Raw genomic sequence first — 23,093 nt, 5'->3', positions numbered from 1 at the left:
CAGTGGATCAATGGGAAGGATGGCTCGGATCGGATGCGGCGACGCGCCCGCCCTGCATGCGTTCGGACTCGAGCAGCTGCCGTCCACGCGCCTGCGGGACGACCGACACCAGCGCCGCCGCCACGTCGTCGGCGGCGATGGCGCGGACGCGCGCGGGCACCAGCGGGCGGAACCAGCGGTCCGCGGCGGCGGCCAGGCCTTCGCCACGGCGCGGCGGCTGCCCCAGCGCGGACCGGTCGCCCAGCAGCAGCGAAGGCCGCGCGATCACCAGGGCATCAAGCGGCAGGGCCAGCAGCGCGTTCTCCAGTTCGCCCTTCACCCGGCTGTAGAACAGGTGCGAGCGCGCGTCCGCGCCGGTCGCGCTGACCAGCCCGATCCGCCGCGCGCCCGCGGCCACCGCGGCCTGGGCCACGGCCAGGCTGGCATCGAAATCCACCGCGCGGAACGCGGCGCGGCTGCCCGCAAGTCTGATGGTCGTGCCAAGCGCGAGATAGGCCTCGTCCAGCGCCGGCAGGGCCGGCATCCGGGCGAAGTCGACCAGGTGGACCTGCAGCTTCGGCGCGTCCATCACGAGCGGGCGGCGCACCAGCGCATGGACCTGCGCGACGCCGGGATCCGCGCACAGGCGCGCGAGCAGCGCGCGCCCCACCAGGCCACTCGCGCCGGCGACGGCGACGGCGCGTCCAGCCGTGGCCTGAGCGGTGTCGTCATCGCTGCGCATGGCCGCGGGCTCAGTAATGGATCACCGTGCGGATCGACTTGCCTTCGTGCATCAGGTCGAAGGCCTCGTTGATGCGATCCAGCGGCAGCGTGTGGGTCACGAACGGCGCCAGCTGGATGTCGCCGCGCATCGCATCCTCGACCATGCCCGGCAGCTCGCTGCGTCCCTTGACCCCGCCGAACGCGGTGCCGAGCCACTTGCGCCCGGTGACCAGCTGGAACGGCCGCGTCGAGATCTCCTTGCCCGCGCCAGCCACGCCGATGATCACGCTCTGGCCCCAGCCGCGGTGCGCGCATTCCAGCGCCGCGCGCATCACCTCGACGTTGCCGATGCACTCGAAGCTGTGGTCCACGCCCCAGCCGGTCATCTCGACGATCACCTGCTGCACGGGCCGGTCGTGGTCCTTCGGATTGACGCAGTCCGTCGCGCCCATCTCCTGCGCCAGGGCGAACTTCGCCGGATTGGTGTCGATCGCGATGATGCGCCCGGCCTTGGCCTGCTTCGCACCCTGGATCACCGCCAGGCCGATCGCGCCCAGGCCGAACACGGCCACGCTGTCGCCCTCGGCCACCCTGGCGGTGTTGTGCACCGCGCCGATGCCGGTGGTCACGCCGCAGCCGAGCAGGCAGGTGTGCTCCGGGTTGGCTTCAGGATTGACCTTGGCCAGCGAGACTTCCGCGACCACGGTGTATTCGCTGAAGGTCGAGCAGCCCATGTAGTGGTAGACCGGCTTGCCGTTGTAGCTGAAGCGCGTGGTGCCGTCGGGCATCACGCCCTTGCCCTGGGTCGCGCGCACGGCGACGCACAGGTTGGTCTTGCCCGAGGTGCAGAACAGGCACTCGCCGCATTCCGCGGTGTAGAGCGGGATCACGTGGTCGCCGGGCTGCACCGAGCTCACGCCCTCGCCTACCTCAACCACGATGCCGGCGCCCTCGTGGCCCAGCACGGCGGGGAACACGCCTTCCGGATCCTCGCCCGACAGCGTGAACGCATCGGTGTGGCAGAGCGCGGTGTGGGTGATCTTCACCAGCACCTCGCCCTTCTTCGGGCCCTCGAGGTCGAGCTCGACGATCTGCAGCGGCTGTCCGGGTTCGAAGGCGACGGCGGCACGGGTTTTCATGGTCTGCTCCAGGAAGGCGATGTCGTGGGGATGGGCGCGGCGCGGCCGCGGCCTCGCGTGGGATGGCTCATTTCAGGTACGAACGGATCAGCCCGGTCATCTCGGCGACCCGCAGGGCGCGTTCGTCGTCGTCGTGGGCGGCGTGGCCGAACTGCTCGCGCAGGTGCGACTCCAGCACCTCGCTCATCAGCCCGTTGACCGCGCCGCGGATCGCCGCGATCTGCTGCAGCACCGGCGCGCAGTCGGCGCCCGTCTCGAGCGCGCGCTCGAGCCCCTCGCACTGGCCGCGGATGCGGCGGATGCGGGCCAGGACCTTGCGTTTTTCTTCCGGCGAATGCGGCACGGGTGCCCCGGGTGGATAGTGGGGGGCAGTATACCAGCCCGATGGCCCCGATCCTGGGCCGCCCTGGGATCCAGGTGCGCACCTGGGCCGCTACCCGTGGCGCATTCGCCGCCGTTAGACTCGACCACATGCTTCGAATCCGGCTCTCCACTGCGCTGCTGCTCGCGGCTGCGCTCAGCGGCTGCGCGGCCACGCCGGCGGCCACGCCGGCGGCCCCGACGGCTGCCGGCGGCATCCCAGGCCGCGCGGTCGAGTCCGCGCCGCTGGCCGCGCTGGAAGGCGGCTATTTCCCGCTGGTGGCCGAGTCCAGCGGCCGCACCCACCACGTCCACGTCCGCGTGCCCGAAGGCTACGACGCCGATCCGCAGCGTCGCTGGCCGGTGGTCTACCTGCTCGACGGCGACAGCCTGTTCCCGCTGCTGGCCCCGACGCACCTGTTCCTCGGCTACGACGAGGGCCTGCCGGAAGCGATCATCGTCGGCATCGCCTATGGCGGCTTCGACCCGGCGATCAACCGGCGCAACGTCGACTTCACCGCCACGGGTGCGGACACCGCCCCGGACCAGGGCGGTGCGGAGGCGTACCTCGCGTTCCTGCGCGACCAGGTGCTGCCCGGGGTGGAGCGGCGTTATCGCGCCGACGCCAGCCGCCGCGTGCTGGTCGGCCAGTCGCGTGGCGGCTACTTCGTGCTCTGGTCGGCGCTGCGCGATCCCGACCTGTTCTGGGGACGCATCGCCAGCAACCCGTCCCTGGCGCCTGCGCGCGAACAGCTGTTCGACGCGCCCGGCACGCACCGCCGCGATGACCTGGCCGTGGTCGTCGCCAGCGGCGCGCGCGACACCGCCGAGCGCGTGCGCAACGCCGCCGACTGGCATGCCAGCTGGAGCCGGCGCGCGGATGCGCCCTGGGACGTCGAGCTGGTGGTGCTGCCGGACGGCACCCACGCGGCGTCCATCGGCGAGGCCTACCGCCTGGCCATGCTGCACCTGTTCCGCGACGCGCTGCCGTCGCCGTAACACGCGCCGGCACATACTCGGGCGGCACGGCCCGGCTTCTCCGGCCACCCACTGCAGGAGCGTCCCATGAAGACCTACAACGTCGGCTACCTGGTCGGCAGCCTCGCCACGGAATCGATCAACCGCAAGCTCGCCAACGCGCTGTTCAAGCTCGCCCCGGAGCAGCTGCGCTTCACCGAGATCGCCTACGCCGACCTGCCGCTCTACAGCTATGACTACGACGCCGACTATCCCGAGGCCGGCCGCCGCTTCAAGAAGGCCATCGAATCCTCGGACGCGATCCTGATCGTGACTCCGGAATACAACCGCTCGATTCCCGGCGGCCTGAAGAACGCGATCGACTGGGCCAGCCGTCCCTGGGGCACGAACTCGTTCGCCAACATCCCCTCGGGCGTGATCGGCACCTCGCCCGGCGCGATCGGTACCGCGGTCGGCCAGCAGCACCTGCGCAGCATCCTCGGCTTCCTCAACTCGCCGCAGATGAACTCGCCCGAGGCCTATATCCAGTTCAAGGACGGGATGCTGGACGACGCCGGCGAGATCGCCGACGAGGGCACGGCCAAGTTCCTGCGCGGCTATATGCAGGAATTCCACGACTTCGTCGCGCGCGTGCTGACCGTGTTGCCGCGCGGCGCGTAAAAGGGGCGGCCCAGCCTCAGCCCGCTTTGGGCATCAGCGCGTCATCAAGCGCCCTGGCGCGGCGGTAGGCCTCGCGCCCGCGCAGGCGTTCGGCCCAGGCGGCGAAGGCCGGGCGCTGCGGAATCGACTTGAACGCCAGACCGAAGTCGACCTGGCTGCCGACGTAGACGTCGGCGGCGCTGAAGCGCTCACCCAGCAGCCACGGCGAGGCCGACATGGCCGCCTGCTCGAGCAGGTCCATGGCCTGGTCGTAGCTGCCATAGCCGACGAAGCCCGCCTTCTCCGGCGGCGGCAGCTGGCCCAGCGCATTGGCGGTCACCGCCGCCTCGACCGGGCCGGCGGCGAAGAACATCCAGCGCAGGTAAGTGCCGCGCAGCGGGTCGTCGAACGCCGGGGCCAGTCCGGCCTGCGGGAAGGCATCGGCCAGGTAGGTGCAGATCGCGGCCGCCTCGGTGACCACCACTCCGCGGTGCTGCAGCGCCGGCACCTTGCCCATCGGATTGATCGCGAGGTACTCGGGCGACTTCATCGACGTGCCGTAGTCCTGCACCACCGCGCGATAGGGGACGCCGAGCTCCTCCAGCATCCAGCGCACGATGCGGCCGCGGGACATCGGATTGGTGTGGAAGACGAGTTCGCTGTCGGCCATGGCGGGCACCCGGTTGCGATGAGGGACGACCACGTTACTCCCGCGGCCGCGGCCGTCAACCGGTGTTCTGGATGCCGGCGGCGATGCCGTTGACGGTGGCGAACAGCGCGCGCAGCAGCGATTCGTCCTCGCGCCCGCCCGCGCGCCAGCGGCGCAGCAGCTCGACCTGCAGCAGGCTGATCGGGTCGACGTAGGGATTGCGCAGGCGGATCGACAGGCGCAGGCGGTAGTCGCTGGCGAGCAGCTCGTCCTGGCCTTTGATCGCGAGGATCGCGTCGCGGGTGCGCGCGAATTCGTCGGCGATGCCGGGGTAGAACGCGGCGTGGGCGTCGCCGGCCAGCAGCGAATAGCGCGCGAAGATATCGAGGTCGGACTTGGCCAGGAGCATCTCGACGTCGTCGAGCGCCGCGGCGAAGAACGGCCAGTCGCGCGCCATCTCCGCCATCGCGTCCAGCCCGTGGCGTTCGATGCCACGTTCCAGCGCGTGGCCCACGCCGTACCAGCCGGTCAGCCCGGAGCGGTTCTGCGACCACGAAAACACCCACGGAATCGCGCGCAGGTTGGCGATCCCGCCATCGCGGCGACGCGAGGGCCGCGAGCCGATCTGCAGGCGCTCGATGACGTCCACCGGCGTCGCCGCGCGGAAATAGGCGTCGAAGCCCGGATCCTCGTGCACCAGGGCGCGATAGCAGGTGCGCGAGTCCGCCGCCAGGCCATCGGCGATCGTGCGCCACGTGCGCACGCGCGGCTCGGCCGGACGCGGGCGCAGGCTGGCGCGCAGCACGGCGCCGGTCATCTGCTCGAGGTTGCGCAGCGCCAGCGCGCGGATGCCGTACTTGCGGTGGATCACCTCGCCCTGCTCGGTCACGCGCAGGCGGCCATCGACGCTGCCGCGCGGCGCGGCGATGATCGCGCGCCCGGTCTTGCCGCCGCCGCGGCTGACCGAACCGCCGCGGCCGTGGAAGAACACCAGGCGCACGCCGGCCTCGCGGGCGAGGCGCATCAGGTCGACCTGGGCGCGCTGCAGCGCCCAGCGCGAGGCCATGAGCCCGCTGTCCTTGGCGCTGTCGGAGTAGCCCAGCATCACGATCTGCCGGTCGCCGCGGGCGCGCACGTGGCGGCGGTAGACCGGATCGTCGAACAGGGCGCGCATCACGCCGGCGGCGGCGTCGAGGTCGTCGACCGTTTCGAACAGCGGCGCGACGTCGAGCGGGACTTCGCCGGCATGGCCATCCGTGCCGTCCGCGCCGCCCTCGACGCAACCGGCGATCCGCGCCAGCGCCAGCACCGCCAAGGCGTCGGCGGCGCTGCGGCTCATGCTGACGATATAGGGGCCGAACGCGGCTTCGCCGTAGCGCACGCGCGCCGACCTGACCGTGCGGAAGACGTCCAGCGCCTGCGCCGCCGCCCCGGCGTCGGGCACCGCCGGCGTCGGCGACGCGATCAGCGCGTGCAGGCGCCCCAGCCGCTGCTCCAGCGGCAGCGCGCTCCAGTCGTCGAGGCCCTCCAGCGCAGCGAGCGCGGCGTCGTGCGCGGCCGAGTCCTGGCGCAGGTCGAGCGCGGCGAGATGGAAGCCGAAGCTGGTCACGCGCCGGCGCAGGCGGCGCAGGGCGAAGCGGCCGGCATGCTCGCCGCGGTGGGCCGCCAGGCTGGCGTCGACCAAGTCGAGGTCGGCAAGGAAGTCCTGCACACCGTTGTAGGCGGGCCGACAGGAACCACCAGCGCTGCGAGTGTCGGTGGCGCGGCTATCGTCGCTGCCGTCCACCTTGGCATCGGCGCCAGCGGGGGCCTTTCCGGCATCGGCGTCGGCGTCGGCGCCAGCGCCTGCCGTCGCCTCGAGGCGCGCCGACATCAGCTCCAGCAGCTGGCGGTAGGGCATGTCCGCCTGGCGCGCACGCAGGCGCGCCGCCGCAGCCGGCATCGCATCGCGATACTGCGCCAGGCGCGCCTCCACCGCCGGGTCCACCCCCGCGCGGTCACGCGTCTGCGTCAGCACCTGGCCCAAGGCGCGCAGCTCGTCGCGGTACTGCCCGAGTACCTGCGCGCGCTGCGCGGCCAGCGCGGCCTCGATGGTCGCGGCGCCGACGTTGGGATTGCCGTCCATGTCGCCGCCGACCCAGGTGCCGAAGCGCAGCACGTCGGGCAGCGCGATGCGCTCGCCCCAGGTCGCTTCGACCGCGTCGGCGAATACCTCGTAGAAGGCCGGCAATACACGGAACAGCACGCCCAGGTAGTGGCCGATGTGGTCGACCTCGTCGGTGACGGTCGGCTTCAGCGGCGGCGCCTCCGAGGTCTGCCACGTGGTGGCCAGCGCCTGGCGGATGCGCGACTCGTCGCTCAGGCGCTCGTCGGGCGTGCGCGTGCGGTCGATGTCGGCCACCAGGCGCTCGACGATCACGCGCTCCTTGGCCAGCAGCGCGCGGCGCACGGCTTCGGTGGGATGCGCGGTGAACACCGGCTCGACCCACAGCCGCGGCAGCAGCGCCTGCAGCTCGTCGAGCGCCACGCCGTCGGCATGCAGCGCCGCCAGCACGGCCTCGAGCCCGCCGGGCTGCGGACCTTCGTCGCTGCGCTGGTGGTCGCGCCGGCGGCGGATGCGGTGCACGCGCTCGGCGAGGTTGATCGCGCCGAACCAGGCCGAGAACGCGCGCACCAGCGCATCCGCGTTCTCCGGCGAGACCGCGGCCAGCTCCGCCGCCAGCGCCTCCACCGGCTCCGCGTTCTCCCGGCGCGCGATCGCGGCGCGCCGCACCGCCTCCACCTGCTGCAGCAGCGCCGGCGAAACCTGCTCGGCCAGCATCTCGCCGACCATCGCCCCCAGCCGCCGCACGTCGTCGCGCAGCAGCGCATCGGTCTCCGCAAAGTCCAGCCGCTCGCGCAGCGGTGCGTCGTGTCCAACAGGAATGGTCATGCGGGGAGGCTACACGGCGGGGTGTGGAAGGAGCATTTTTGCCACGGATTTACGCGGATCAAGAGCTCCATTTACACGGATCAAGCAAGGCAATGGGAGGGGGCCGCGGCGAGGGCGCGACTGCCCGCTTTTTCTGTAGGAGCAGCTATCGCTGCGATCACCGCGGTGGCCAGCGCGCAGGGGTACGGATCGCAGCGATAGCTGCTCCTACAGGAAACAGAGGAAGCACCCGGCGCGCCGCCGCAGGCGAAGCCGGCAGCCCCGCCCCACCCCGCCCCCATTTCGCTCTATCCGTGTAAATGGAGCTCTTGATCCGCGCAAATCCGTGGCATAAGCGCTCTACCGCCCTCAGTACGCAAACTCGCGGAACACGCGGTCGATATCCCCGCCCCACTCGCCGTGGTACAGCGCAAGCTTGCGTTCGGCCGGGGTTTCGTTGGCCTGGGCGAATTCGATCAGGGGTTCGAGGAAGGGGCGCTCGTCCTGGTCCTGTTCGTTGCGGCGGTCGCGGCGGGCAAGGCCCGCGGCGGAGATCTCCAGCGCGCGCAGGGCGAGGTCGCGCACCGTGCCGCCGCGGAAGGGCAGCTTCAGCGCGTGCTTGGGCACGCCGTCGCGCAGCGCGTGGCGCTCGGCCAGGGTGAAGTCCTTGACCAGGTCCCAGGCGGCGTCCAGCGCGGCATCGTCGTACAGCAGGCCGACCCAGAACGCGGGCAGCGCGCAGATGCGGTTCCAGGGGCCGCCGTCGGCGCCGCGCATCTCGAGGAACTTCTTCATCCGCACTTCGGGGAAGGCGGTGGTCATGTGGTCGGACCAGTCCTGCATCGTCGGCAGCGCGCCGGGCAGCACCGGCAGGCGGCCGTCCATGAAGTCGCGGAACGACTGTCCGCTGGCGTCGTGGTACTTCTTGATACCGTCCGCGCCGTCGCGGTAGCTGAAGTACATCGGCACGTCGAGCAGGTAGTCGACGTAGCGCTCGAAGCCGAAGCCGTCCTCGAACACGAAGTCGAGCATGCCGGTGCGGTCGGGATCGGTGTCGGTCCAGATGTGCGAGCGCCAGCTGAGATAGCCGTTGGGCTTGCCCTCGGTGAACGGCGAATCCGCGAACAGCGCCGTCGCCACCGGCTGCAGTGCCAGCGACACGCGGAACTTCTTCGCCATGTCCGCCTCGTCGGCGTAGTCCAGGTTGACCTGCACCGTGCAGGTGCGGGTCATCATGTCGAGGCCCAGGTCGCCGACCTTCGGCATGTAGGCGCGCATGATCCGGTAGCGGTCCTTCGGCATCCACGGCATGTCGGCGCGCGTCCACTTGGGCTGGAAGCCCATGCCGAGGAAGCCCAGCCGCAGGTCGTCGGCGACGGTCTTGACCTCGAACAGGTGGCTGCCGACTTCGCGGCAGGTGTCGTGGATGGTCTCGAGCGGCGCGCCGGAGAGCTCCAGCTGGCCGGCAGGCTCCAGCGTCACCGAGGCGCCGTCCTTGGTCAGCGCGACCACGCGGCCATGCTCGGCCACCGGCTCCCAACCGTAGCGGGTGAGGCCGTCGAGCAGCACGCCGATGCCGCGGTCGCCGTCGTACCGGGGCGGGCGCAGGTCGTCCAGGCGGAAGCCGAATTTCTCGTGCTCGGTGCCGATTCGCCAGTCGCCGCGCGGCTTGCCGCCGGAGGCGAGGTGCTCGACCAGTTCGTCGCGCGAGCGGATCGGGGCGTCGTTGCTGCTGCTGGGACTGGACACGTGGGAGGCTCGCCGGCGCGGATGGAGGGGCGCCGGTCACTCCCGGCCCGAAGGCGGCCACTATATCGTCCGGGATATGACGTCACCCGCACGCTGGCGGGCCGCAGCGTCGCCTCCATCCATGCAATCGAACGCCAGGAGCCCGCCATGCCACCTCCCGAGCATCACCGCAGCGGCCGCGCCGGCTGGCTGCGTGCGGCCGTGCTGGGCGCCAACGACGGCGTCGTCTCGATCTCCGGACTGGTGGTCGGCGTGGCCGCCGCGGGCGCGCCGGCGACGGTGATCCTGGCCAGCGGCGTCGCCGGCACGGTCGCCGGCGCGTTCTCGATGGCCGCCGGCGAATACGTCTCGGTGCAGTCGCAGGCCGATACCGAACAGGCCGACCTCGCGCTGGAGCAGCGCGGACTCGACGAGCACCCCAGGCGCGAACTGGCCGAGCTCGCCGGCATCTACGAAGGCCGCGGCCTGGAGCCGGCGTTGGCGCTCGAAGTCGCGCGCCAGCTGACCGCGCACGACGCACTGGCCGCGCACGCCCGCGACGAGCTGGGCTTCCACGAACTCGGCCGGCCGCGGCCGCTGCAGGCGGCACTGGCCTCGGCGGTCGCCTTCATCGCCGGCGCCGCGCTGCCCATCGCCAGCGCCGTGCTGGCGCCGCATGCGGACGTGGTGATGGTGACCACCGTGGCGACCTTGGCCGGGCTGTCGCTCACCGGCGCCACCGCGGCCCGGCTCGGCGGCGCCCCGGCGCTGCGCGGCGCGGCGCGGGTGGTGTTCTGGGGCGCGGCGGCGATGCTTGCCTCGGCGCTGATCGGCAACCTGTTCGACATCGCCGCCTGAGGGCGGCGCGGCAGCGGCTCAGTCGGGCGCGATCTCGAGCCAGCGGCAGATCACCCCGCGGGCCTGGTCCACGCCCAGCTTGGATTCGCCGGAAAAGGCCTGCACGCCGACGGTGTCGCCGTAGTCCTTCTCCAGGTCGCGCTTGACCGCCTGCACGGCGCTGGCGACCGCGCCACGCGACAGCTTGTCCGCCTTGGTCAGCAGCGCGTGCGCCGGCAGGCCGCGGGTGACGGCGTAGCCCAGCATCTGGCGGTCGTAGTCCTTCAGCGGATGGCGGATGTCCATCACCACCACCAGGCCACGCAGCGCCTGGCGGTTCTGGAAATACTTGTCGAGGAAGGCCTGCCAGTGCGCGCGCAGGTCCAGCGGCACCTTGGCGTAGCCGTAGCCCGGCAGGTCGACCAGGAAGCGGTTCTCGTGCTGGGGCAGGTCGAAGAACACCAGCTGCTGGGTCCGGCCGGGCGTCTTGGACACCCGCGCCAGCGCGTTCTGCTGGCACAGGGCGTTGAGCGCACTGGACTTGCCGGCGTTGGAGCGGCCCGCGAAGGCGACCTCGAATCCGCCGTCGGGCGGCAATTGGCGGGGCGTGTGCGCCGACAGCATGTACTGGGCGCGGGCAAGGGGATTGGCCATGCGCACAGGATCGCATGGAAGCCCGCGGCGGCGGGTTTGACCGTCCCGACGCCGCGGCCGGATAATGCCGGGCCTTGCGACCGGGTCTCTGCCCGGTGTCCCGTTCCCCGGAGTCCAGCCAGATGCGTCACGCCCGCAGCTACCTCCTCGCCGGTTTTGCCGCCCTTGCGGTCGGCGCCGTCGCCTTCGCCCAGACCACGGTCGCCCCGCTGGAGGAAGCCGCGCCCGTCGAGGCCCTGCCGCTGGAGTCCGTCGACGCGCTGGCCGAGCTGGCCAAGACCAAGCCCGGCAACGCCCAGAACGGCGCCACCCTGGCCGGCACCTGCGCCGCCTGCCACGGCCTGGACGGCAAGGCCACGATCCCCGAGATCTATCCGAACCTCGGCCAGCAGAGCGAGCTGTACATGGCCCGCCAGCTGGCGCTGTTCAAGAGCGGCGAGCGCCAGAACGCGATCATGCAGCCCTTCGCCTCCATGCTCTCGGCGCAGGACATGCGCGACGTCGGCGCGCATTACGCCACGCAGGCGCAGTCGGCCGGCATCGCCGACGACACCGTGGTCAGCGAAGGCCCCTACGAGGGCATGAAGTTCTACGAGGCCGGCCAGCAGCTGTACCGGCGCGGCGATTTCGAGCGCGGCATCCCGGCCTGCATGGCCTGCCACGGCCCCAGCGGCGGCGGCAACCCCGGCCCGGCCTACCCGCTCGTGGGCGGCCAGCAGTCCTGGTACACCGCGCGCCGCCTGCAGGAATACCGCGCCGGCACCAGCACCGAGCGCGACACCGGCATGTTCGAGATCATGGCCGAGATCGCCCGCGAGCTGAGCGACGAGGAGATCGGCGCGCTGTCGAGCTACATGCAGGGCCTGCACAAGCGCCCCGACGCCGCCACCCTGGCGGCGATGGCCGCGCTGCCGCCCCAGGCCGCGGCTCCCGCCGCCGCGCCGGCCCCGGCGGCCGAGGCCGCACCGGTCGATGCCGCCGCTGCCGAGGGCGCCGCGCCTGCGGATGCCGGCGACACCGGCACCGAAGCCACCGACGGTGCCGCCGAGCCCGCCCCGGCCGGCGACGCCGCCACCGCCCCGGCCACGGACGTCCAGCAGGCTCCGTGACCCGAGTCCGGCGGCAACGCGCCGCCAGCATGCACACTGCGTGACACCCAGCGCCGGCCAGGCCCCTGTGCCGGCGCTTTTTCTTGACCGAGGCCCGATGCCGATGCTCCAGCGCCTGTCCACCGCCCTCCTCGTCCTCGCGCTGGCCGCGTTCGCGTGGCTGCCCGCCTCCGCGCGCGCCGACGACGGCCTGGTCGAAGGCCATGACTTCGTCACCATCCCCGACGGCCAGCCGCTGCGGGCCGAGCCGGGCAAGGTCGAGGTGGTGGAGGTGTTCGCCTACTGGTGCCACGTCTGCAACGACTTCCAGCCCACGCTGGCGCTGTGGCAGCGCCGCCTGCCGGCCGACGTCGCCTTCCGCTACCTGCCCGGTGCGTTCACGCAGAACGATGCCGCCGCGCGGGCATACTTCGCCGCGGCGTCGCTGGGCGCGCTGGACAAGACGCACGAGCCGACCTACCGCGCCCTGCATGTCGAGCAGTCGCTGCCGCCACGTGGCGCGTCGCTGGACGAGTACGCCACGCTGTACGCCGGCTTCGGCCTCGACCGCGCGCAGGTGCTCGCGGCGATGCGTTCGCCGGAGACCGACGCGCAGATGGACGCGGCGCGCAGGTTCATCATGGCCGCTGGCGTTCAGGGCACGCCGACGATCATCGTCAACGGCCGCTACCGCGTCATCGGCCGCAGCTTCGGCGACCTGCTCCGCATCACCGACCTGCTGGTCGCGCGCGAGCGCGCCGCCGGCGCCCGCTGATTCCCGCATCCGCAACACAACGAGTGCACACCATGACCAAGCGCCTCCTCGCCCCCCTGCTCCTGAGCCTGCTGCTCGTCGCCTGCGGCGGCGCTGAAACGCCCGCGACGCCCGATACCGCGACGACGCCGGCCACGCCCACCGAACCCGCGGCCCCCATCGCCGACGAGCCTGCGGCCACCGGCGAGCCCGCCGCCGAAGGCACCGCCGCCCCGGCCGCCGATGCCGCCACGCCGCCTGCCGACGCCCCGGCCGATCCCGCCGCCGAGGCCGCGGTCGCCGCTGCCGCGCAGGCCGCCGCCCAGGGTCCGGCCCTGGTGCCCGGCACCGACTATGTCGAGATTCCCGGCGGCCAGCCCTTCGCCCCGCTCAACGGCAAGGTGGAAGTGGTCGAGGTGTTCGCCTATTCCTGCGGCCACTGCGCGGCCTTCGATCCGCTGGTCGGCGCGTGGAAGAAGCGCCTGCCGGCCGACGTCCGCTTCACCATGCTGCCGGCCGCCTTCAGCGACCAGGACAAGTTCGGCCCGGCCTTCTTCGCCGCCGAAGCCGTGGGCGTGATCGACCGCGTGCACACCCCGCTGTTCAACGCCATGCACATCGAGCGCAGCCTGCGCCCGAACGCGAGCGTCGACGAGATCATCGCCGTCATGGCCAAGAACGGCGCCGATGCCAGCCAGCTCAAGGCCACCATCGACAGCTTCGCGGTCAAGGCCCAGATCGGCCGCACCCGCCAGTTCATGCAGCGCAGCGGCATCGACGCCACCCCGACCGTGGTCGTGAACGGCAAGTACCGCGTGCGCGGCCGCACGCTGGAAGACATCCTGCGCATCACCGACCAGCTGGTCGCCCGCGAGCGCGCCGCGACCCAGGCCGGTGGCGGCCTCTGATCCCGCCCAGGCGCAGGCCCAGCCTGCGCCCGACGCCGCTGCCGGTGCCGATGGCGCCGCGCAGCGGCTGAAGCTGCTGAGCGCCAACATCCAGGCCGGCTCCAGCACCCGCCGCTACAGCGACTACGCCACCCGCAGCTGGTCGCACGTGCTGCCGATGGGCAACAAGCGCGGCATGCTCGATGCCATCGCCCAGCTGGCCGGCCGCCACGACATCGTCGGCCTGCAGGAGGCCGACCCCGGCAGCTGGCGCTCCGGCTTCACCAACCAGACCCACTACCTGGCCGAACAGGGCGGGTTCGACTACTGGACCCACCAGCCCAACCGCCGCGTGGGCCAGTTCGCCTCCAGCGCCAACGGCCTGCTGAGCAAGTTCGAACCGCTCGACATCGCCGTGCACTCCCTGCCCGGCCGGATCGCCGGCCGCGGCGTGCTGATGGCGAAGTTCGGCGAGGGCGACGACGGCCTGACCATCGCCGTGGCGCATCTCTCGCTGGGCGCGCAGTCGCGCGCCTCGCAGCTGTCGTTCATCGCCGAACTGCTGGCCGGAACCCCGCACGCCGTGCTGATGGGCGACTTCAACTGCACCGTGGACCAGCCCGAGATGGCTGCGCTGTTCCGCCAGACGCGCCTGCAGCCACCGGCGTGCATGGTGCACACCTTCCCGAGCTGGAAGCCGCAGAAGGCGATCGACCACATCCTGGTGAGCGACGGCCTCGGCTGCCGCGACATGCAGGCCTTCCCGGCCGCGTTCTCGGATCACCTGGCGCTGTCGGTCGAACTCGACGTGCCGCAAGCCGCGCTCAAGCGCTGAGTCCCCATGCCCAAGTCCACCGTCGTCAAGGCCGAACTGCAGATCAGCGACATGGATCGGCACTACTACGCCACCCACAACCTCGTGCTCGCCCAGCATCCGTCGGAGACCGACGAGCGCCTGATGGTGCGCCTGCTGGCGTTCGCCCTGTATGCCGACGAGCGCCTCGAATTCGGCCGCGGCCTGAGCGACGAGGACGAACCCGCGCTGTGGAAGCGCGACTACACCGGCGACGTCGAACTGTGGATCGAACTCGGCCACCCCGACGAATCCCGCGTGCGCAAGGCCTGCGCGCGTGCGCGCCACGTGGTGGTGCTGAACTACGGCGGCCGTGCATCCGACATCTGGTGGGAGAAGAACGCCGCCACCCTGTCGCGGCTGAAGAACCTGACCGTGCTCTCACTGCCGGCCGAATCACCCGCGGAACTTGCCGCCATCGGTGAGCGCGGCATGCGCCTGAACGTGCTGGTGCAGGACCGCGAGCTGCAGCTGATGGGCGACCTCGGCAGCATGGCCGTGCGCCCGGACGTGCGCCTCGCCGCCGCCTGAGCGAAGTGCCGCGCCACGCGCGGCTGGGCTAACCTCGCGGCTCGTCCGAATGGAGCCGCCCGCATGACCACCCGCCTGAGCCGCGCCGCCGCGGCCCTGACCTGCCTGCTGATACTCGCCGCCTGCGGCAAGGAACCTCCGCCGTATACCGGTGGAGATGTCGGCGAGTTCCAACGCATCGACGTTGTGGAAGGCACGGGCGATGTCGCCAGGGCGGGCGACGAGGTCAGCGTGCACTACACCGGCTGGCTGTACGACCAGGCTGCGGCGAACAAGCGCGGGGAGAAGTTCGACAGCTCGGTCGATCGGGGCGAGCCGTTCGTCTTCATGCTGGGCGCGGGGCGGGTGATCCGTGGCTGGGACGAGGGCGTGGTCGGCATGCGGGTCGGCGGAAAGCGGGAGCTGATGATTCCGCCGGACCTGGCGTACGGCACGAAGGGCGCGGGCGGCGTGATCCCGCCGGGGGCTTCGCTGGTGTTCGAGGTGGAGTTGTTGGATATTCGGCGCTGAGGGTCGGGGGACCTGCAACTGCGGAGGGGCGTGCCGGGGACGCAGCGGCGCATACCGGCGTTTTTCAGGCGGTATGCGTTACCACCGCATCGCCGCACGGTATTTTCCGTAGACCACTTTACCGCCCCGTTTTTGGGGCTTACTTAGCGTTAGGCCTTGTTTCCCGCACTGTCGGTAGCAAGGTCCAGGCGGGTTCAAGCATCTCGCTTATCCACGGCCTTTGCACTTCGCACGCGCGGTCCAGGCATCGGCGGTCAGCCCTGCAGCACCTCGGCTTCGGACACGCGCGACTCTCCGCAAGATTCGACCTGCCGAGCCGGCTTCGTGCTGGCCGCAGTGGGAGTTCTTGGCCGCGCGACTCGACCTTCTAGGCTCCGCTCGCGCCGGGTGCCAGGCCAAGCTCTCCGGCAAGACTTGTTGTACTGTTTCGCTCAGGGGTTGGGCTGTCGCGGGTCGGGCACAAGTGCCGGGCAGCGGCGGCCTAACAAATCGTTCAAGCCGAATCCGCTTCGTTACGCGAAACACATGGCAGGTAAATCTTGCCATGTGTTTCGCTTCACTACGCTGCTCGGCTTAACTCTGGCGTTAGGGCGCTTTTCAAACTTTCAGGATCCTATGAACCTCGAGCTGACGATTCACAAGATCAAATCCATAGATCACCTTGAGGTCTCCTTGCCGACAACCAAGGGGCTATACGCGATCACAGGTCAAAACGGATCTGGCAAGAGCACGATTGTTACTTGTGCCTCAAGCGTCTTCTACAGCATCAAGATGAAGCAGTACTTCGGCTTGACCAGCGATGACGCATACATAACCTGCGGCTTCAATGGCGCGTTGCGTTCGTGGCGCAAAAGCGATGCGGGACGGTGGGTCAAAGAAACAGACGGCCAGATGGACATAAAGGGCTTCTATGAGGGAAGCATCATCTTCGGCAACCGCTTTCGCAACACAAGCTTCGAGGCTCTTCGGCAACTGGACAAGATTGACGACTCAAAGCTTTCGACGGCCGAAGAGTTCGTAAGAAAGAATCTTGGAAAGATCCTTCACAACGACGATACCTATTACGAAAAGCTCTTCCAGATTAGCGTCAAGGAAGCTGGCGAGGAGTTCAAGTTCAGAGGCGAAATCTTTTATTACGAACGCGGTGGTCGAAGAATTAGTCAGTTCCATATGTCTACGGGGGAAAACCTGCTCGTTAGCGTTCTCCACTCCATACATCTGCGGAACAGTGACAGAGCCAATCTCTCGAAGCCGTGTGTTATGTTCCTAGATGAAATTGAGCTAGCGTTGCACCCCTCGTCACTCAAAAGGCTGCTTTCTTTCTTGAAGCGAATGTCTGATGAGTTCAACTACGCGATCTATTTCTCAACACATTCCATTGAGCTGATCGGCTCAATCAATCCAAGCAACATATTTTTCATTGCAAGACACGCCGATGGAAGCTTGGAGATAATTAACCCTTGTTACCCTGCCTATGCAACTCGGATACTTTACGACCATTCGGGATATGACCAAGTTTTCCTAGTTGAGGATGATCTTGCAAAAGCGATTGTGGATCGCGTGCTGCGCAACAAGAAGCTCCTGGCTGGCAAGCTAGTACATATACTGCCCTGTGGTGGCTACACAAACGTTATTGATCTCGCAAAGGACGTTGTCGACAGCAACTTGGTTGGAAAGATGGCGGCGATTTCGGTGATCCTGGACGGCGATGTCGAGCAGGATGCACACGCCTATATTAGAAATAGAAACTTTGCAAACAATATTCCGCTCGGCTTTCTTCCCATAGAGAGCCTTGAGAAGTTCCTGAGGTCCAAGCTATATACAAATGTCGACCAAAAGCTTTTTCGCACTTTGAATGACTTTGTGTTTCACCAGGTAAGTCTCAGCGAAATTATGGACACCTACCGCCTAGAATATAATCCAGCTGATGACCGGAGCGGGAAGCGACTGTTTAAGCTTATAGACTCTGAGCTACAACGCCGTGGCAAAACCCGATCCGATCTGGCAGAGATCTGCATGTCTCATTTGGTAGACAACGAACCACAACGGCTTGAGCGCATCGCGACATATCTTGAAAAAAGCATGCGTAGGTAAGCGGGCGAGCGCCCTAACAATTCGTCCAAGCCGACGCCGCTTCGCGGCGCGGCTTAACTCAGGCGTTAGCCGGCAGGGGAGCTGCGGTGCCAACCACTCTTACACGATCGCTCTTGACCGTTCTGATCCCCGGCCTCGTGGCAGTTGCGCCATGGTTGGTATGGCTTGTGGAGCACACGCCCGCCACCTTAGGCGCTGACCAGAGTGCAGTCCTAGCTAACGCACTGATCTTCGCCCTCGTTGTGGTTGCCGGGTCCACCTGTGAGGGCCTGGGCACCTACTTGGAGCACCGATGGGACGGAAAGCTCGAGAGCGAGCACCAAGTGCAGGAACATTGGTTCCGGTACTTGAACTACTGCGGCGAACGCGAACCTGTGGCGTTCCGTTATCTCAGCCGACTTGTAACCACACTTTACTTCGAGCTGGCGATGCTTTTCGCAACGCCAACCTTTGTTGCTGGCGCGACCCTTCTCGCCGCAGTGAGATTCCCTAACTTCCGTTTCTGGATCGCTTCAGGTGGCGTCCTGGTCGGCGTGGCGTTTGTTCTGTACTTCCGGTATCAAGCCAGGCAGACACATGAAGGCATGTGTAAGGTACGCAAAGCCCTCAACTTGCCAGCGACCAACGCCGGCTAACAATTCATTCAAGCCGATGCCGCTTCGCGGCACGGCTTAATTTCGGCGTTAGACCTTACAAGGATGATTGAATGTTACGCCTCTTTTTTTTGCTGGTACTTGTGGCGGCTGGGAGTGCCGGTGCCGTTGTCATCCGCGATGACGTGAGCGATTCGCGCTACCGCTTGGCGGCGTCAGAGTTCGCTCCGCTAGTAGACCTTCCCGTCGAAGGCCACGGCGTATTGATCGCCCCCCGCTGGGTCGTCACTGTTGCCCATGCCGTCGCGTGGCAGCCCGGCTTAGAGGTCGTAGTCCTAAATGGTGTACCGCGCGCGGTAGAAAAGGTCATCTTCCACGCTGGTTACAGGAAGCTTCCTCAGGAGCTCGTCGACACCGCCCTGAAGTCTGGCGACGCTTCGGACATAGTGGAATTTCTTGCCGCATCAGACGACATCGCGCTGATAAAGCTAACGGCGTCGGTCACCGACGTGGCGCCTGCAAAGATCTTCCTTGCTTCTGCGGCCGGCAAGCAGATCGAGATCATTGGGAAAGGTGCTACGGGAAACGGTGCAGTGGGGCATAGCCCCCACGGCCCTAACCGCACCGACCTACGTCGAGCCTTCAGCACTGTAAGCACTTCGGAGGGCCGATGGCTGAGCTACGTGTTCCGCCAGACACCCAGCGCTCTTCCATTGGAGGGCTCTGCGGGCAACGGCGACAGCGGCGGACCGTTACTGGTCAAGGCAGGGGAAGAGCGTCAGGTTGCCGGGCTCACCTCATGGAAGAGCTCGAGCGACAATCGGTTAATTTCCCATCCGGGAAAGTATGGGCAGATCAATTATGGCTTGCGCCTCGCGCACTACCTCACTTGGATCAACGCCACCATCGCGGCTGACGGTGCCGAGTAGAAGCATCGCTCCGATGAGGCGAAGGGCTAACAATTCATTCAAGCCGACGCCGCTTCGCGGCGCGGCTTAATTCAGGCGTTAGGCGTCACTGGACGAGCCTGCTCGCACATCGTGGGTTGCTCTTCGGACGGTCTGCGCCACCTCAAAGGGTCGCTTCGTTGAGCATCGCCTGGCCGAGCATCGGGCTCTGGTCCAGCGCCGCAACTCGATGAGCCTGGCGCTCCCAAGCAATCTCAGCTTCGGCAGCAGTCGCTCGCCTCAGTGCCAGGCAGCCCTGTCGCACGCAGATTTCCCGCGCTGCCGCATGCCGTGGCTAGATTGGCTCCAGGTGTTGTAGTGTCTGGCTCAGGGGTTGGGCTGCGGTTCGTCCGGGTCGGAGAGTTCACCATCCGGGCCAGCTGCCGCCTAACAAGTCGTTCAAGCCGAAGCCGCTTCGTTACGCAAACCACATGGCAGGTAAAGCTTGCCATGTGCTTCGCTCCACTGCGCGTCTCGGCTTAACTCTGGCGTTAGGCCGCACAGGGACCGCACTGCAAATGATGTCTCAAAAGAAGATCGGCTTTCTGGCCATGGCAGTGCCCCTTTGGTTCTTGGCTGTGTACGTCATCATGGCTGCCATGCGGCCCGACTACGATCACACCGACCGCGCGATCAGTGAACTGGGCAGCCTCGACGCACCCAACCTCTGGGCTTGGAACATCCTCGGGTACATCCTTCCGGGCCTTGTGGTCGCCTTTCTCGGCATGGGACTCAGGCGGGAGTTCTCGCCGCAAGGTCGCGGCGCTGTCATCGGCTCCGTGGCCGTGGTTGCCGCCGGCCTTCTCATGGCGCTTTCCGGTGCCTTCCCGGCCAACATGTCGGACTTTAAGTCCACCACCACCCTGCTCCATACGGTGGGTAGCTTCGGCTGTTACGTCGCTTTCCTTGTCGCCGGCTTTTTGCTGCCGGCCAGCTTCCGCAAGACTTCCGCCTGGCGCTGGGCAGCTATGCCTTCCCTCGCCCTAGTCGTTGCCTCCATTGCCACTGGCTTTTTGCGTTTTGCCGGCATGCAAAGCATCGGTCAGCGCCTAACGTTCGCCTGCTTCTTCCTTTGGGTCGCGCTGGTTGGCTTTGCGCTATGGCGTGCGCATAGCTCGCGGGTGCCGCCTAACAATTCGTTCAAGCCGAAACCACTTCGTTCCAGCAAAGGCATGGCATAAAAAGCTTGCCATGCCTTTGCCTCCACTACGCGGTTCGGCTTAACTCAGGCGTTAGCCGCTGATGAGAAATCGAGACTTACTGAAGCTAGTTGCCCTTGCCTTGGTGGTCGCCATGCCGGCGATCGCCTGGGCCACGTTCAAGCCCGTCCGAATTCTTGCGCCGGCTCTTAACGGGGTGACCTGCGCGGACCGAGTATGCGTTGAAGATCCGTCACGACTCACTGAAGCTCTGGCGCTGCAGCGTGCTGCCGTTGCTGAGGTTGGTCGCAAGCTGGTTCCCCTAAAGGATGCTCCGGTTACGGTCTTCTGCTCCACCCGGCGGTGCTACCACTCCTTCGGCGGCGGCATGGAGCGTGGGGCTGCGCTGTTTAATTGGGGTGTAATTCTGCCGCCGGAGTCTTGGGTTCCTTACATCGTGGAGCATGAGTACATCCACATGCTACAAGCCCAGCAGCTAGGTCTGCTGGGTAGGCAACAGACACCCGCGTGGTTCAAAGAAGGCATGCCGTTCCTCGTCAGCGAGCCGCCAGCCCACGAGCTGCCGGAGTATGCTCGCCCACTCGCGTCCCGATATAAGGCATGGGAGCAGCGGATCGGCCGTGAGAACGTGTGGGATGCGGCCGCAGGGCTGTAGTACGCGGGTGAATTAACACTCGAAGTGCAACGCCCCGAGTAGTTCTTCGAGTCGCTCGATCGGGGACTTGTAGCCATGTCTTTCCTGGGCCTGTGGTTGAGCTTGTGGGCGATGGTGTCGCAGTGGCCTGGTGAATTGACAGGCGAAGTGCAACACCCCGAGTAGCTCTTCGAGTCGCTCGAATGGGGTTTTGTAGTCATAGCGTTTGCGCTGCCACGGGCGGTGCGGATAGGCGAAGTAGCAGCGGATGTCTGCGGCCTGCTCGAGCTCCTTGTCGCCATGGAACTCGGTGCCGTTGTCCCAGGTAATGGGCTTGAACGGGGGCCGCGGCACGGCTTAGTTCCGAGTTGAGGCCTCCCACGCAAGCTGCAGCGTGCGTAGGCGCTCCGCCTGCCGCGACAGGAACCCTGCCTTTCGGCAACATCTCCGCGCTACCTGAAACCGCCTTCGCTGGCTTACAGTCCCTCCGGGGAGCGGGCATCGGTCGCCCGGCTCAGCATGACAACCAGGGGAACCCATGAAGATCCAGACCGCCGCGCTCGTCGCGCTGCTTGCCGCTCCGCTGTGCGCCTCGGCCGAGCCCTTGAACACGACTGACCAGACCCAGGCCGTGTGCGCGCAGGCCGCGACGCTCTTTGCCGCGGGGCAGTACGACCAGGCCTATCAGAGCCTGGTGCCCCACTGGCCGCTGCCGGAGGAGGAAATCCTGAACCTCGGGTACCAGACCAAGACGCAGCTGGGGATGGTGGCGTCGCGCTTCGGTCCGTCGCTGGGCGCGGAGCATGTGGAAAGCGTCATGGCCGGCAAGAGCCTGGTCAGGCACACCTTCCTGATCAAGCACCAGCGGCATGCGCTGCGGTTTGCCTGCGTCTTCTACAAGCCGGCCGATGCGTGGCTGGTCAACTTCATCATCTGGGATGACAAGCCGCAGGCGCTGCTGGATATCGGGGCCTGACCCTCCGTCCGACGCCGGTCGGGCGGACACCGTCCTCGTCCGGCCGGGTGGCGGACCGGTATTCGTTTCCTGCCGGAGTGCCCGTGGATTCTGTGCATTCGTAGGCAAAGCTGGAGGGTCCAATGAAGACACCGACATGGTTCGGGATCGTCGCAGTGCTGGCCCTGCTCTGGAACCTGCTCGGCTGCGTGGCCCTGTTCTCGGACCTCGGCCTTTCATCGGATGACATTGCCAGGCTGCCCGAGGCCCAGCAGGCCCTCCATGCGGCGCGTCCAGGCTGGGCCGTGGCCGCGACCGCCATCGCGGTGTTCGGCGGCGCGCTCGGCTCCATCGGCCTGCTGCTGCGCCGGATGTGGGCGTTCGCGGCCTTCGCGATTTCCCTGTTCGGCATCCTGATGCAGGACGTTGGCCTGTTCGTGCTGGAGGACGGCCTGCACCTGGCGGGTCCCGTCGCGGTCGTCATGCAGGCGGTGGTGCTCGTCGTCGGCATCGCGCTCGTCATCCTGAGCCGCAAGGCACTGGCACGGGGCTGGCTGGCGTAGCCCGGACCTGCGTGCGACTCGTTCGGAGAGGTGCAAGTCGATGGACAAGGGATCGCTGTACGCCCGTTTCGCCAAGGCCGCGTCCCGCTTCTGCGGACGGCCGCGCATCTTCGCGCTCGCCGTCCTGCTCATCGTCGTCTGGCTGTCGAGCGGCCCGCTGTTCGGCTTCAGTGACACCTGGCAGCTGGTGATCAACACGGGCACCACCATCATCACCTTCCTGATGGTGTTCCTGATCCAGAACACGCAGAACCGTAACACGGAGGCCATCCAGATCAAGCTCGACGAGCTGATCCGCGCCACCCGCGGCGCGCACAATGCGCTGCTGGACCTGGAGGACATCGAGGAGCAGAGCCTCGACGCCTTCCGGGCCAGGTACCGTGCGCTGGCCGCTTCCGCGCGCGCCGAGCTCGACCTTGGCAACGAGGACACCGGAACCCCGGAGCCATGACCCCCCACCGACTCCCGCAAGGATCCGCATGAGCCGCTGCAAGCCGACCCTGTTCGCCGCCCTCCTTATGCTGGGCGGATGTGCATCTACACTGCCGACCGGCGACGCGCCGTGGATCGATCCGGGCCAGGCCGTGCTGCGCGCCGCCGCGGCGCCGCACACGGGCGTCACCGGCGTGTTCGCGCTGACGGTGCAGGCGACGGGCCGCACCGACAAGGTGCACCTCAACTCGGAACGCGACTATCGGGATCCGCGCAACCTGTCGATCGCGGTCATGCCGCGGGCCGCAACCGAGCTCGAGGCGCTGCATGGGCGGCCCCTCGAGGATGCGCTGCGCGGCAAGCGGATCCAGGTGGCCGGCACCGCGCGGCGCGTCCGCATCGACTTCACCGTGGACGGTGAGCGCACCGGCAAGTACTACTACCAGACCCACGTGCGGGTGACGCGGGCCTCGCAGATCCGCGTGCTCTAGCCGC

At 67.8% G+C, this 23,093-nt stretch carries 24 protein-coding genes and 1 pseudogene; 18 read left to right on the top strand and 7 right to left on the bottom strand.

The genetic code is table 11. The features are described 5' to 3' along the window. Nucleotides 1-7 precede the first annotated feature (7 nt). The 3 genes from JG616_RS11510 to JG616_RS11500 form a co-directional block, all read right to left on the bottom strand. On the bottom strand, nucleotides 8-721 hold the full coding sequence (locus JG616_RS11510; RefSeq protein WP_199392648.1) for a nucleoside-diphosphate sugar epimerase: 714 nt from the start codon (nucleotides 719-721) through the stop codon (nucleotides 8-10). Between the two features lie 10 nt (nucleotides 722-731). Further along, complete coding sequence (locus tag JG616_RS11505; protein WP_199392647.1) at nucleotides 732-1,841, bottom strand: S-(hydroxymethyl)glutathione dehydrogenase/class III alcohol dehydrogenase; 1,110 nt, start codon at nucleotides 1,839-1,841, stop codon at nucleotides 732-734. Between the two features lie 67 nt (nucleotides 1,842-1,908). Continuing rightward, a complete protein-coding gene (locus JG616_RS11500; protein WP_199363217.1) occupies nucleotides 1,909-2,184 on the bottom strand; it encodes a metal/formaldehyde-sensitive transcriptional repressor in 276 nt (91 codons plus the stop codon). A 128-nt stretch (nucleotides 2,185-2,312) separates the two neighbouring features. Here JG616_RS11500 and JG616_RS11495 point away from each other — a divergent pair, with 128 nt between their 5' ends. Together JG616_RS11495 and JG616_RS11490 are read left to right on the top strand one after the other, a co-directional pair. Next, nucleotides 2,313-3,200, top strand: a complete 888-nt coding sequence (locus JG616_RS11495; protein WP_199392646.1) for an alpha/beta hydrolase-fold protein — start codon at nucleotides 2,313-2,315, stop codon at nucleotides 3,198-3,200. A 66-nt stretch (nucleotides 3,201-3,266) separates the two neighbouring features. Then, nucleotides 3,267-3,839: an NADPH-dependent FMN reductase gene (locus JG616_RS11490; RefSeq protein ID WP_199392645.1), complete on the top strand. Its 573-nt coding sequence runs from the start codon at nucleotides 3,267-3,269 to the stop codon at nucleotides 3,837-3,839. A gap of 16 nt (nucleotides 3,840-3,855) precedes the next feature. Here JG616_RS11490 and JG616_RS11485 read toward each other — a convergent pair whose 3' ends face one another. From JG616_RS11485 to JG616_RS11475, 3 genes are all read right to left on the bottom strand, one after another. Further along, nucleotides 3,856-4,488: a glutathione S-transferase family protein gene (locus tag JG616_RS11485; protein WP_235973104.1), complete on the bottom strand. Its 633-nt coding sequence runs from the start codon at nucleotides 4,486-4,488 to the stop codon at nucleotides 3,856-3,858. Nucleotides 4,489-4,543: 55 nt separating this feature from the next. Next, nucleotides 4,544-7,399 (bottom strand): phosphoenolpyruvate carboxylase, encoded by a 2,856-nt coding sequence (gene ppc, locus JG616_RS11480; RefSeq protein WP_199392644.1) that lies wholly within the window; start codon nucleotides 7,397-7,399, stop codon nucleotides 4,544-4,546. 348 nt (nucleotides 7,400-7,747) lie between these two features. Continuing rightward, entirely contained in the window at nucleotides 7,748-9,127 is a 1,380-nt protein-coding gene (locus JG616_RS11475; protein WP_199392643.1) for a glutamate--cysteine ligase, read from the bottom strand. Nucleotides 9,128-9,274: 147 nt separating this feature from the next. On the opposite strand from JG616_RS11475, the gene JG616_RS11470 reads away from it, so the two are divergent. Then, complete coding sequence (locus JG616_RS11470; protein WP_199363209.1) at nucleotides 9,275-9,964, top strand: VIT family protein; 690 nt, start codon at nucleotides 9,275-9,277, stop codon at nucleotides 9,962-9,964. Between the two features lie 18 nt (nucleotides 9,965-9,982). Here the strand turns inward: JG616_RS11470 and yihA are convergent, their stop codons facing one another. Next, complete coding sequence (gene yihA / locus JG616_RS11465; RefSeq protein ID WP_199392642.1) at nucleotides 9,983-10,597, bottom strand: ribosome biogenesis GTP-binding protein YihA/YsxC; 615 nt, start codon at nucleotides 10,595-10,597, stop codon at nucleotides 9,983-9,985. A gap of 122 nt (nucleotides 10,598-10,719) precedes the next feature. Here yihA and JG616_RS11460 point away from each other — a divergent pair. The 15 genes and pseudogenes from JG616_RS11460 to JG616_RS11390 form a co-directional block, all read left to right on the top strand. Beyond that, a pseudogene (locus tag JG616_RS11460) lies at nucleotides 10,720-11,484 on the top strand (c-type cytochrome); the annotation flags it as partial. A 319-nt stretch (nucleotides 11,485-11,803) separates the two neighbouring features. Beyond that, a complete protein-coding gene (locus JG616_RS11455; RefSeq protein ID WP_199392640.1) occupies nucleotides 11,804-12,460 on the top strand; it encodes a thiol:disulfide interchange protein DsbA/DsbL in 657 nt (218 codons plus the stop codon). A 32-nt stretch (nucleotides 12,461-12,492) separates the two neighbouring features. Further along, nucleotides 12,493-13,347, top strand: a complete 855-nt coding sequence (locus JG616_RS11450; RefSeq protein WP_199392639.1) for a thiol:disulfide interchange protein DsbA/DsbL — start codon at nucleotides 12,493-12,495, stop codon at nucleotides 13,345-13,347. Between the two features lie 73 nt (nucleotides 13,348-13,420). Then, nucleotides 13,421-14,161, top strand: a complete 741-nt coding sequence (locus tag JG616_RS11445; RefSeq protein WP_199392701.1) for an endonuclease/exonuclease/phosphatase family protein — start codon at nucleotides 13,421-13,423, stop codon at nucleotides 14,159-14,161. Nucleotides 14,162-14,167: 6 nt separating this feature from the next. After that, the gene (locus JG616_RS11440; protein ID WP_199392638.1) at nucleotides 14,168-14,710 is read left to right on the top strand and encodes a YaeQ family protein; all 543 of its coding nucleotides are present in this window, start codon (nucleotides 14,168-14,170) and stop codon (nucleotides 14,708-14,710) included. A gap of 63 nt (nucleotides 14,711-14,773) precedes the next feature. Then, nucleotides 14,774-15,220: an FKBP-type peptidyl-prolyl cis-trans isomerase gene (locus JG616_RS11435; RefSeq protein WP_199392637.1), complete on the top strand. Its 447-nt coding sequence runs from the start codon at nucleotides 14,774-14,776 to the stop codon at nucleotides 15,218-15,220. Between the two features lie 615 nt (nucleotides 15,221-15,835). Further along, nucleotides 15,836-17,314, top strand: coding sequence for an AAA family ATPase (locus JG616_RS11430; protein WP_199392636.1), 1,479 nt, complete (start codon nucleotides 15,836-15,838; stop codon nucleotides 17,312-17,314). A gap of 113 nt (nucleotides 17,315-17,427) precedes the next feature. Continuing rightward, entirely contained in the window at nucleotides 17,428-17,949 is a 522-nt protein-coding gene (locus tag JG616_RS11425) for a hypothetical protein (RefSeq protein ID WP_199392635.1), read from the top strand. Nucleotides 17,950-18,020: 71 nt separating this feature from the next. Then, nucleotides 18,021-18,836, top strand: coding sequence for a trypsin-like serine protease (locus JG616_RS11420; protein WP_199392634.1), 816 nt, complete (start codon nucleotides 18,021-18,023; stop codon nucleotides 18,834-18,836). A 449-nt stretch (nucleotides 18,837-19,285) separates the two neighbouring features. Then, nucleotides 19,286-20,035, top strand: a complete 750-nt coding sequence (locus JG616_RS11415; protein ID WP_199392633.1) for a DUF998 domain-containing protein — start codon at nucleotides 19,286-19,288, stop codon at nucleotides 20,033-20,035. A 61-nt stretch (nucleotides 20,036-20,096) separates the two neighbouring features. Beyond that, a complete protein-coding gene (locus JG616_RS11410) occupies nucleotides 20,097-20,669 on the top strand; it encodes a hypothetical protein (protein WP_199392632.1) in 573 nt (190 codons plus the stop codon). 517 nt (nucleotides 20,670-21,186) lie between these two features. Next, nucleotides 21,187-21,624 carry a hypothetical protein gene (locus tag JG616_RS11405; RefSeq protein ID WP_199392631.1) on the top strand — a complete coding sequence of 146 codons (438 nt, stop codon included), beginning with the start codon at nucleotides 21,187-21,189 and terminating at the stop codon, nucleotides 21,622-21,624. 155 nt (nucleotides 21,625-21,779) lie between these two features. Beyond that, nucleotides 21,780-22,166, top strand: a complete 387-nt coding sequence (locus tag JG616_RS11400) for a hypothetical protein (RefSeq protein ID WP_343225017.1) — start codon at nucleotides 21,780-21,782, stop codon at nucleotides 22,164-22,166. 40 nt (nucleotides 22,167-22,206) lie between these two features. Continuing rightward, nucleotides 22,207-22,617 carry a low affinity iron permease family protein gene (locus tag JG616_RS11395; protein ID WP_199392629.1) on the top strand — a complete coding sequence of 137 codons (411 nt, stop codon included), beginning with the start codon at nucleotides 22,207-22,209 and terminating at the stop codon, nucleotides 22,615-22,617. Between the two features lie 28 nt (nucleotides 22,618-22,645). Further along, on the top strand, nucleotides 22,646-23,089 hold the full coding sequence (locus tag JG616_RS11390; protein ID WP_199392628.1) for a hypothetical protein: 444 nt from the start codon (nucleotides 22,646-22,648) through the stop codon (nucleotides 23,087-23,089). The last annotated feature ends 4 nt before the right edge of the window (nucleotides 23,090-23,093 follow it).

Origin of the sequence: Luteimonas sp. MC1895, from assembly GCF_016457215.1 — a bacterium.
In the GTDB taxonomy this organism is placed as follows: domain Bacteria; phylum Pseudomonadota; class Gammaproteobacteria; order Xanthomonadales; family Xanthomonadaceae; genus Luteimonas.
The sequence above is the reverse complement of the archived record's forward strand: the minus strand, read 5'-3'. Positions and strand labels throughout refer to the sequence as shown.

Bases quoted from the DNA above. Each gene is read 5' to 3' on its own strand.
- JG616_RS11510 (WP_199392648.1), bottom strand. From the start codon at position 721: ATGCGCAGCGATGACGACACCGCTCAGGCCACGGCTGGACGCGCCGTC.
- JG616_RS11505 (WP_199392647.1), bottom strand. From the start codon at position 1,841: ATGAAAACCCGTGCCGCCGTCGCCTTCGAACCCGGACAGCCGCTGCAG.
- JG616_RS11495 (WP_199392646.1), top strand. From the start codon at position 2,313: ATGCTTCGAATCCGGCTCTCCACTGCGCTGCTGCTCGCGGCTGCGCTC.
- JG616_RS11490 (WP_199392645.1), top strand. From the start codon at position 3,267: ATGAAGACCTACAACGTCGGCTACCTGGTCGGCAGCCTCGCCACGGAA.
- JG616_RS11485 (WP_235973104.1), bottom strand. From the start codon at position 4,488: ATGGCCGACAGCGAACTCGTCTTCCACACCAATCCGATGTCCCGCGGC.
- ppc (WP_199392644.1), bottom strand. From the start codon at position 7,399: ATGACCATTCCTGTTGGACACGACGCACCGCTGCGCGAGCGGCTGGAC.
- JG616_RS11470 (WP_199363209.1), top strand. From the start codon at position 9,275: ATGCCACCTCCCGAGCATCACCGCAGCGGCCGCGCCGGCTGGCTGCGT.
- yihA (WP_199392642.1), bottom strand. From the start codon at position 10,597: ATGGCCAATCCCCTTGCCCGCGCCCAGTACATGCTGTCGGCGCACACG.
- JG616_RS11455 (WP_199392640.1), top strand. From the start codon at position 11,804: ATGCCGATGCTCCAGCGCCTGTCCACCGCCCTCCTCGTCCTCGCGCTG.
- JG616_RS11450 (WP_199392639.1), top strand. From the start codon at position 12,493: ATGACCAAGCGCCTCCTCGCCCCCCTGCTCCTGAGCCTGCTGCTCGTC.
- JG616_RS11440 (WP_199392638.1), top strand. From the start codon at position 14,168: ATGCCCAAGTCCACCGTCGTCAAGGCCGAACTGCAGATCAGCGACATG.
- JG616_RS11435 (WP_199392637.1), top strand. From the start codon at position 14,774: ATGACCACCCGCCTGAGCCGCGCCGCCGCGGCCCTGACCTGCCTGCTG.
- JG616_RS11430 (WP_199392636.1), top strand. From the start codon at position 15,836: ATGAACCTCGAGCTGACGATTCACAAGATCAAATCCATAGATCACCTT.
- JG616_RS11420 (WP_199392634.1), top strand. From the start codon at position 18,021: ATGTTACGCCTCTTTTTTTTGCTGGTACTTGTGGCGGCTGGGAGTGCC.
- JG616_RS11415 (WP_199392633.1), top strand. From the start codon at position 19,286: ATGGCAGGTAAAGCTTGCCATGTGCTTCGCTCCACTGCGCGTCTCGGC.
- JG616_RS11410 (WP_199392632.1), top strand. From the start codon at position 20,097: ATGAGAAATCGAGACTTACTGAAGCTAGTTGCCCTTGCCTTGGTGGTC.
- JG616_RS11405 (WP_199392631.1), top strand. From the start codon at position 21,187: ATGAAGATCCAGACCGCCGCGCTCGTCGCGCTGCTTGCCGCTCCGCTG.
- JG616_RS11395 (WP_199392629.1), top strand. From the start codon at position 22,207: ATGGACAAGGGATCGCTGTACGCCCGTTTCGCCAAGGCCGCGTCCCGC.
- JG616_RS11390 (WP_199392628.1), top strand. From the start codon at position 22,646: ATGAGCCGCTGCAAGCCGACCCTGTTCGCCGCCCTCCTTATGCTGGGC.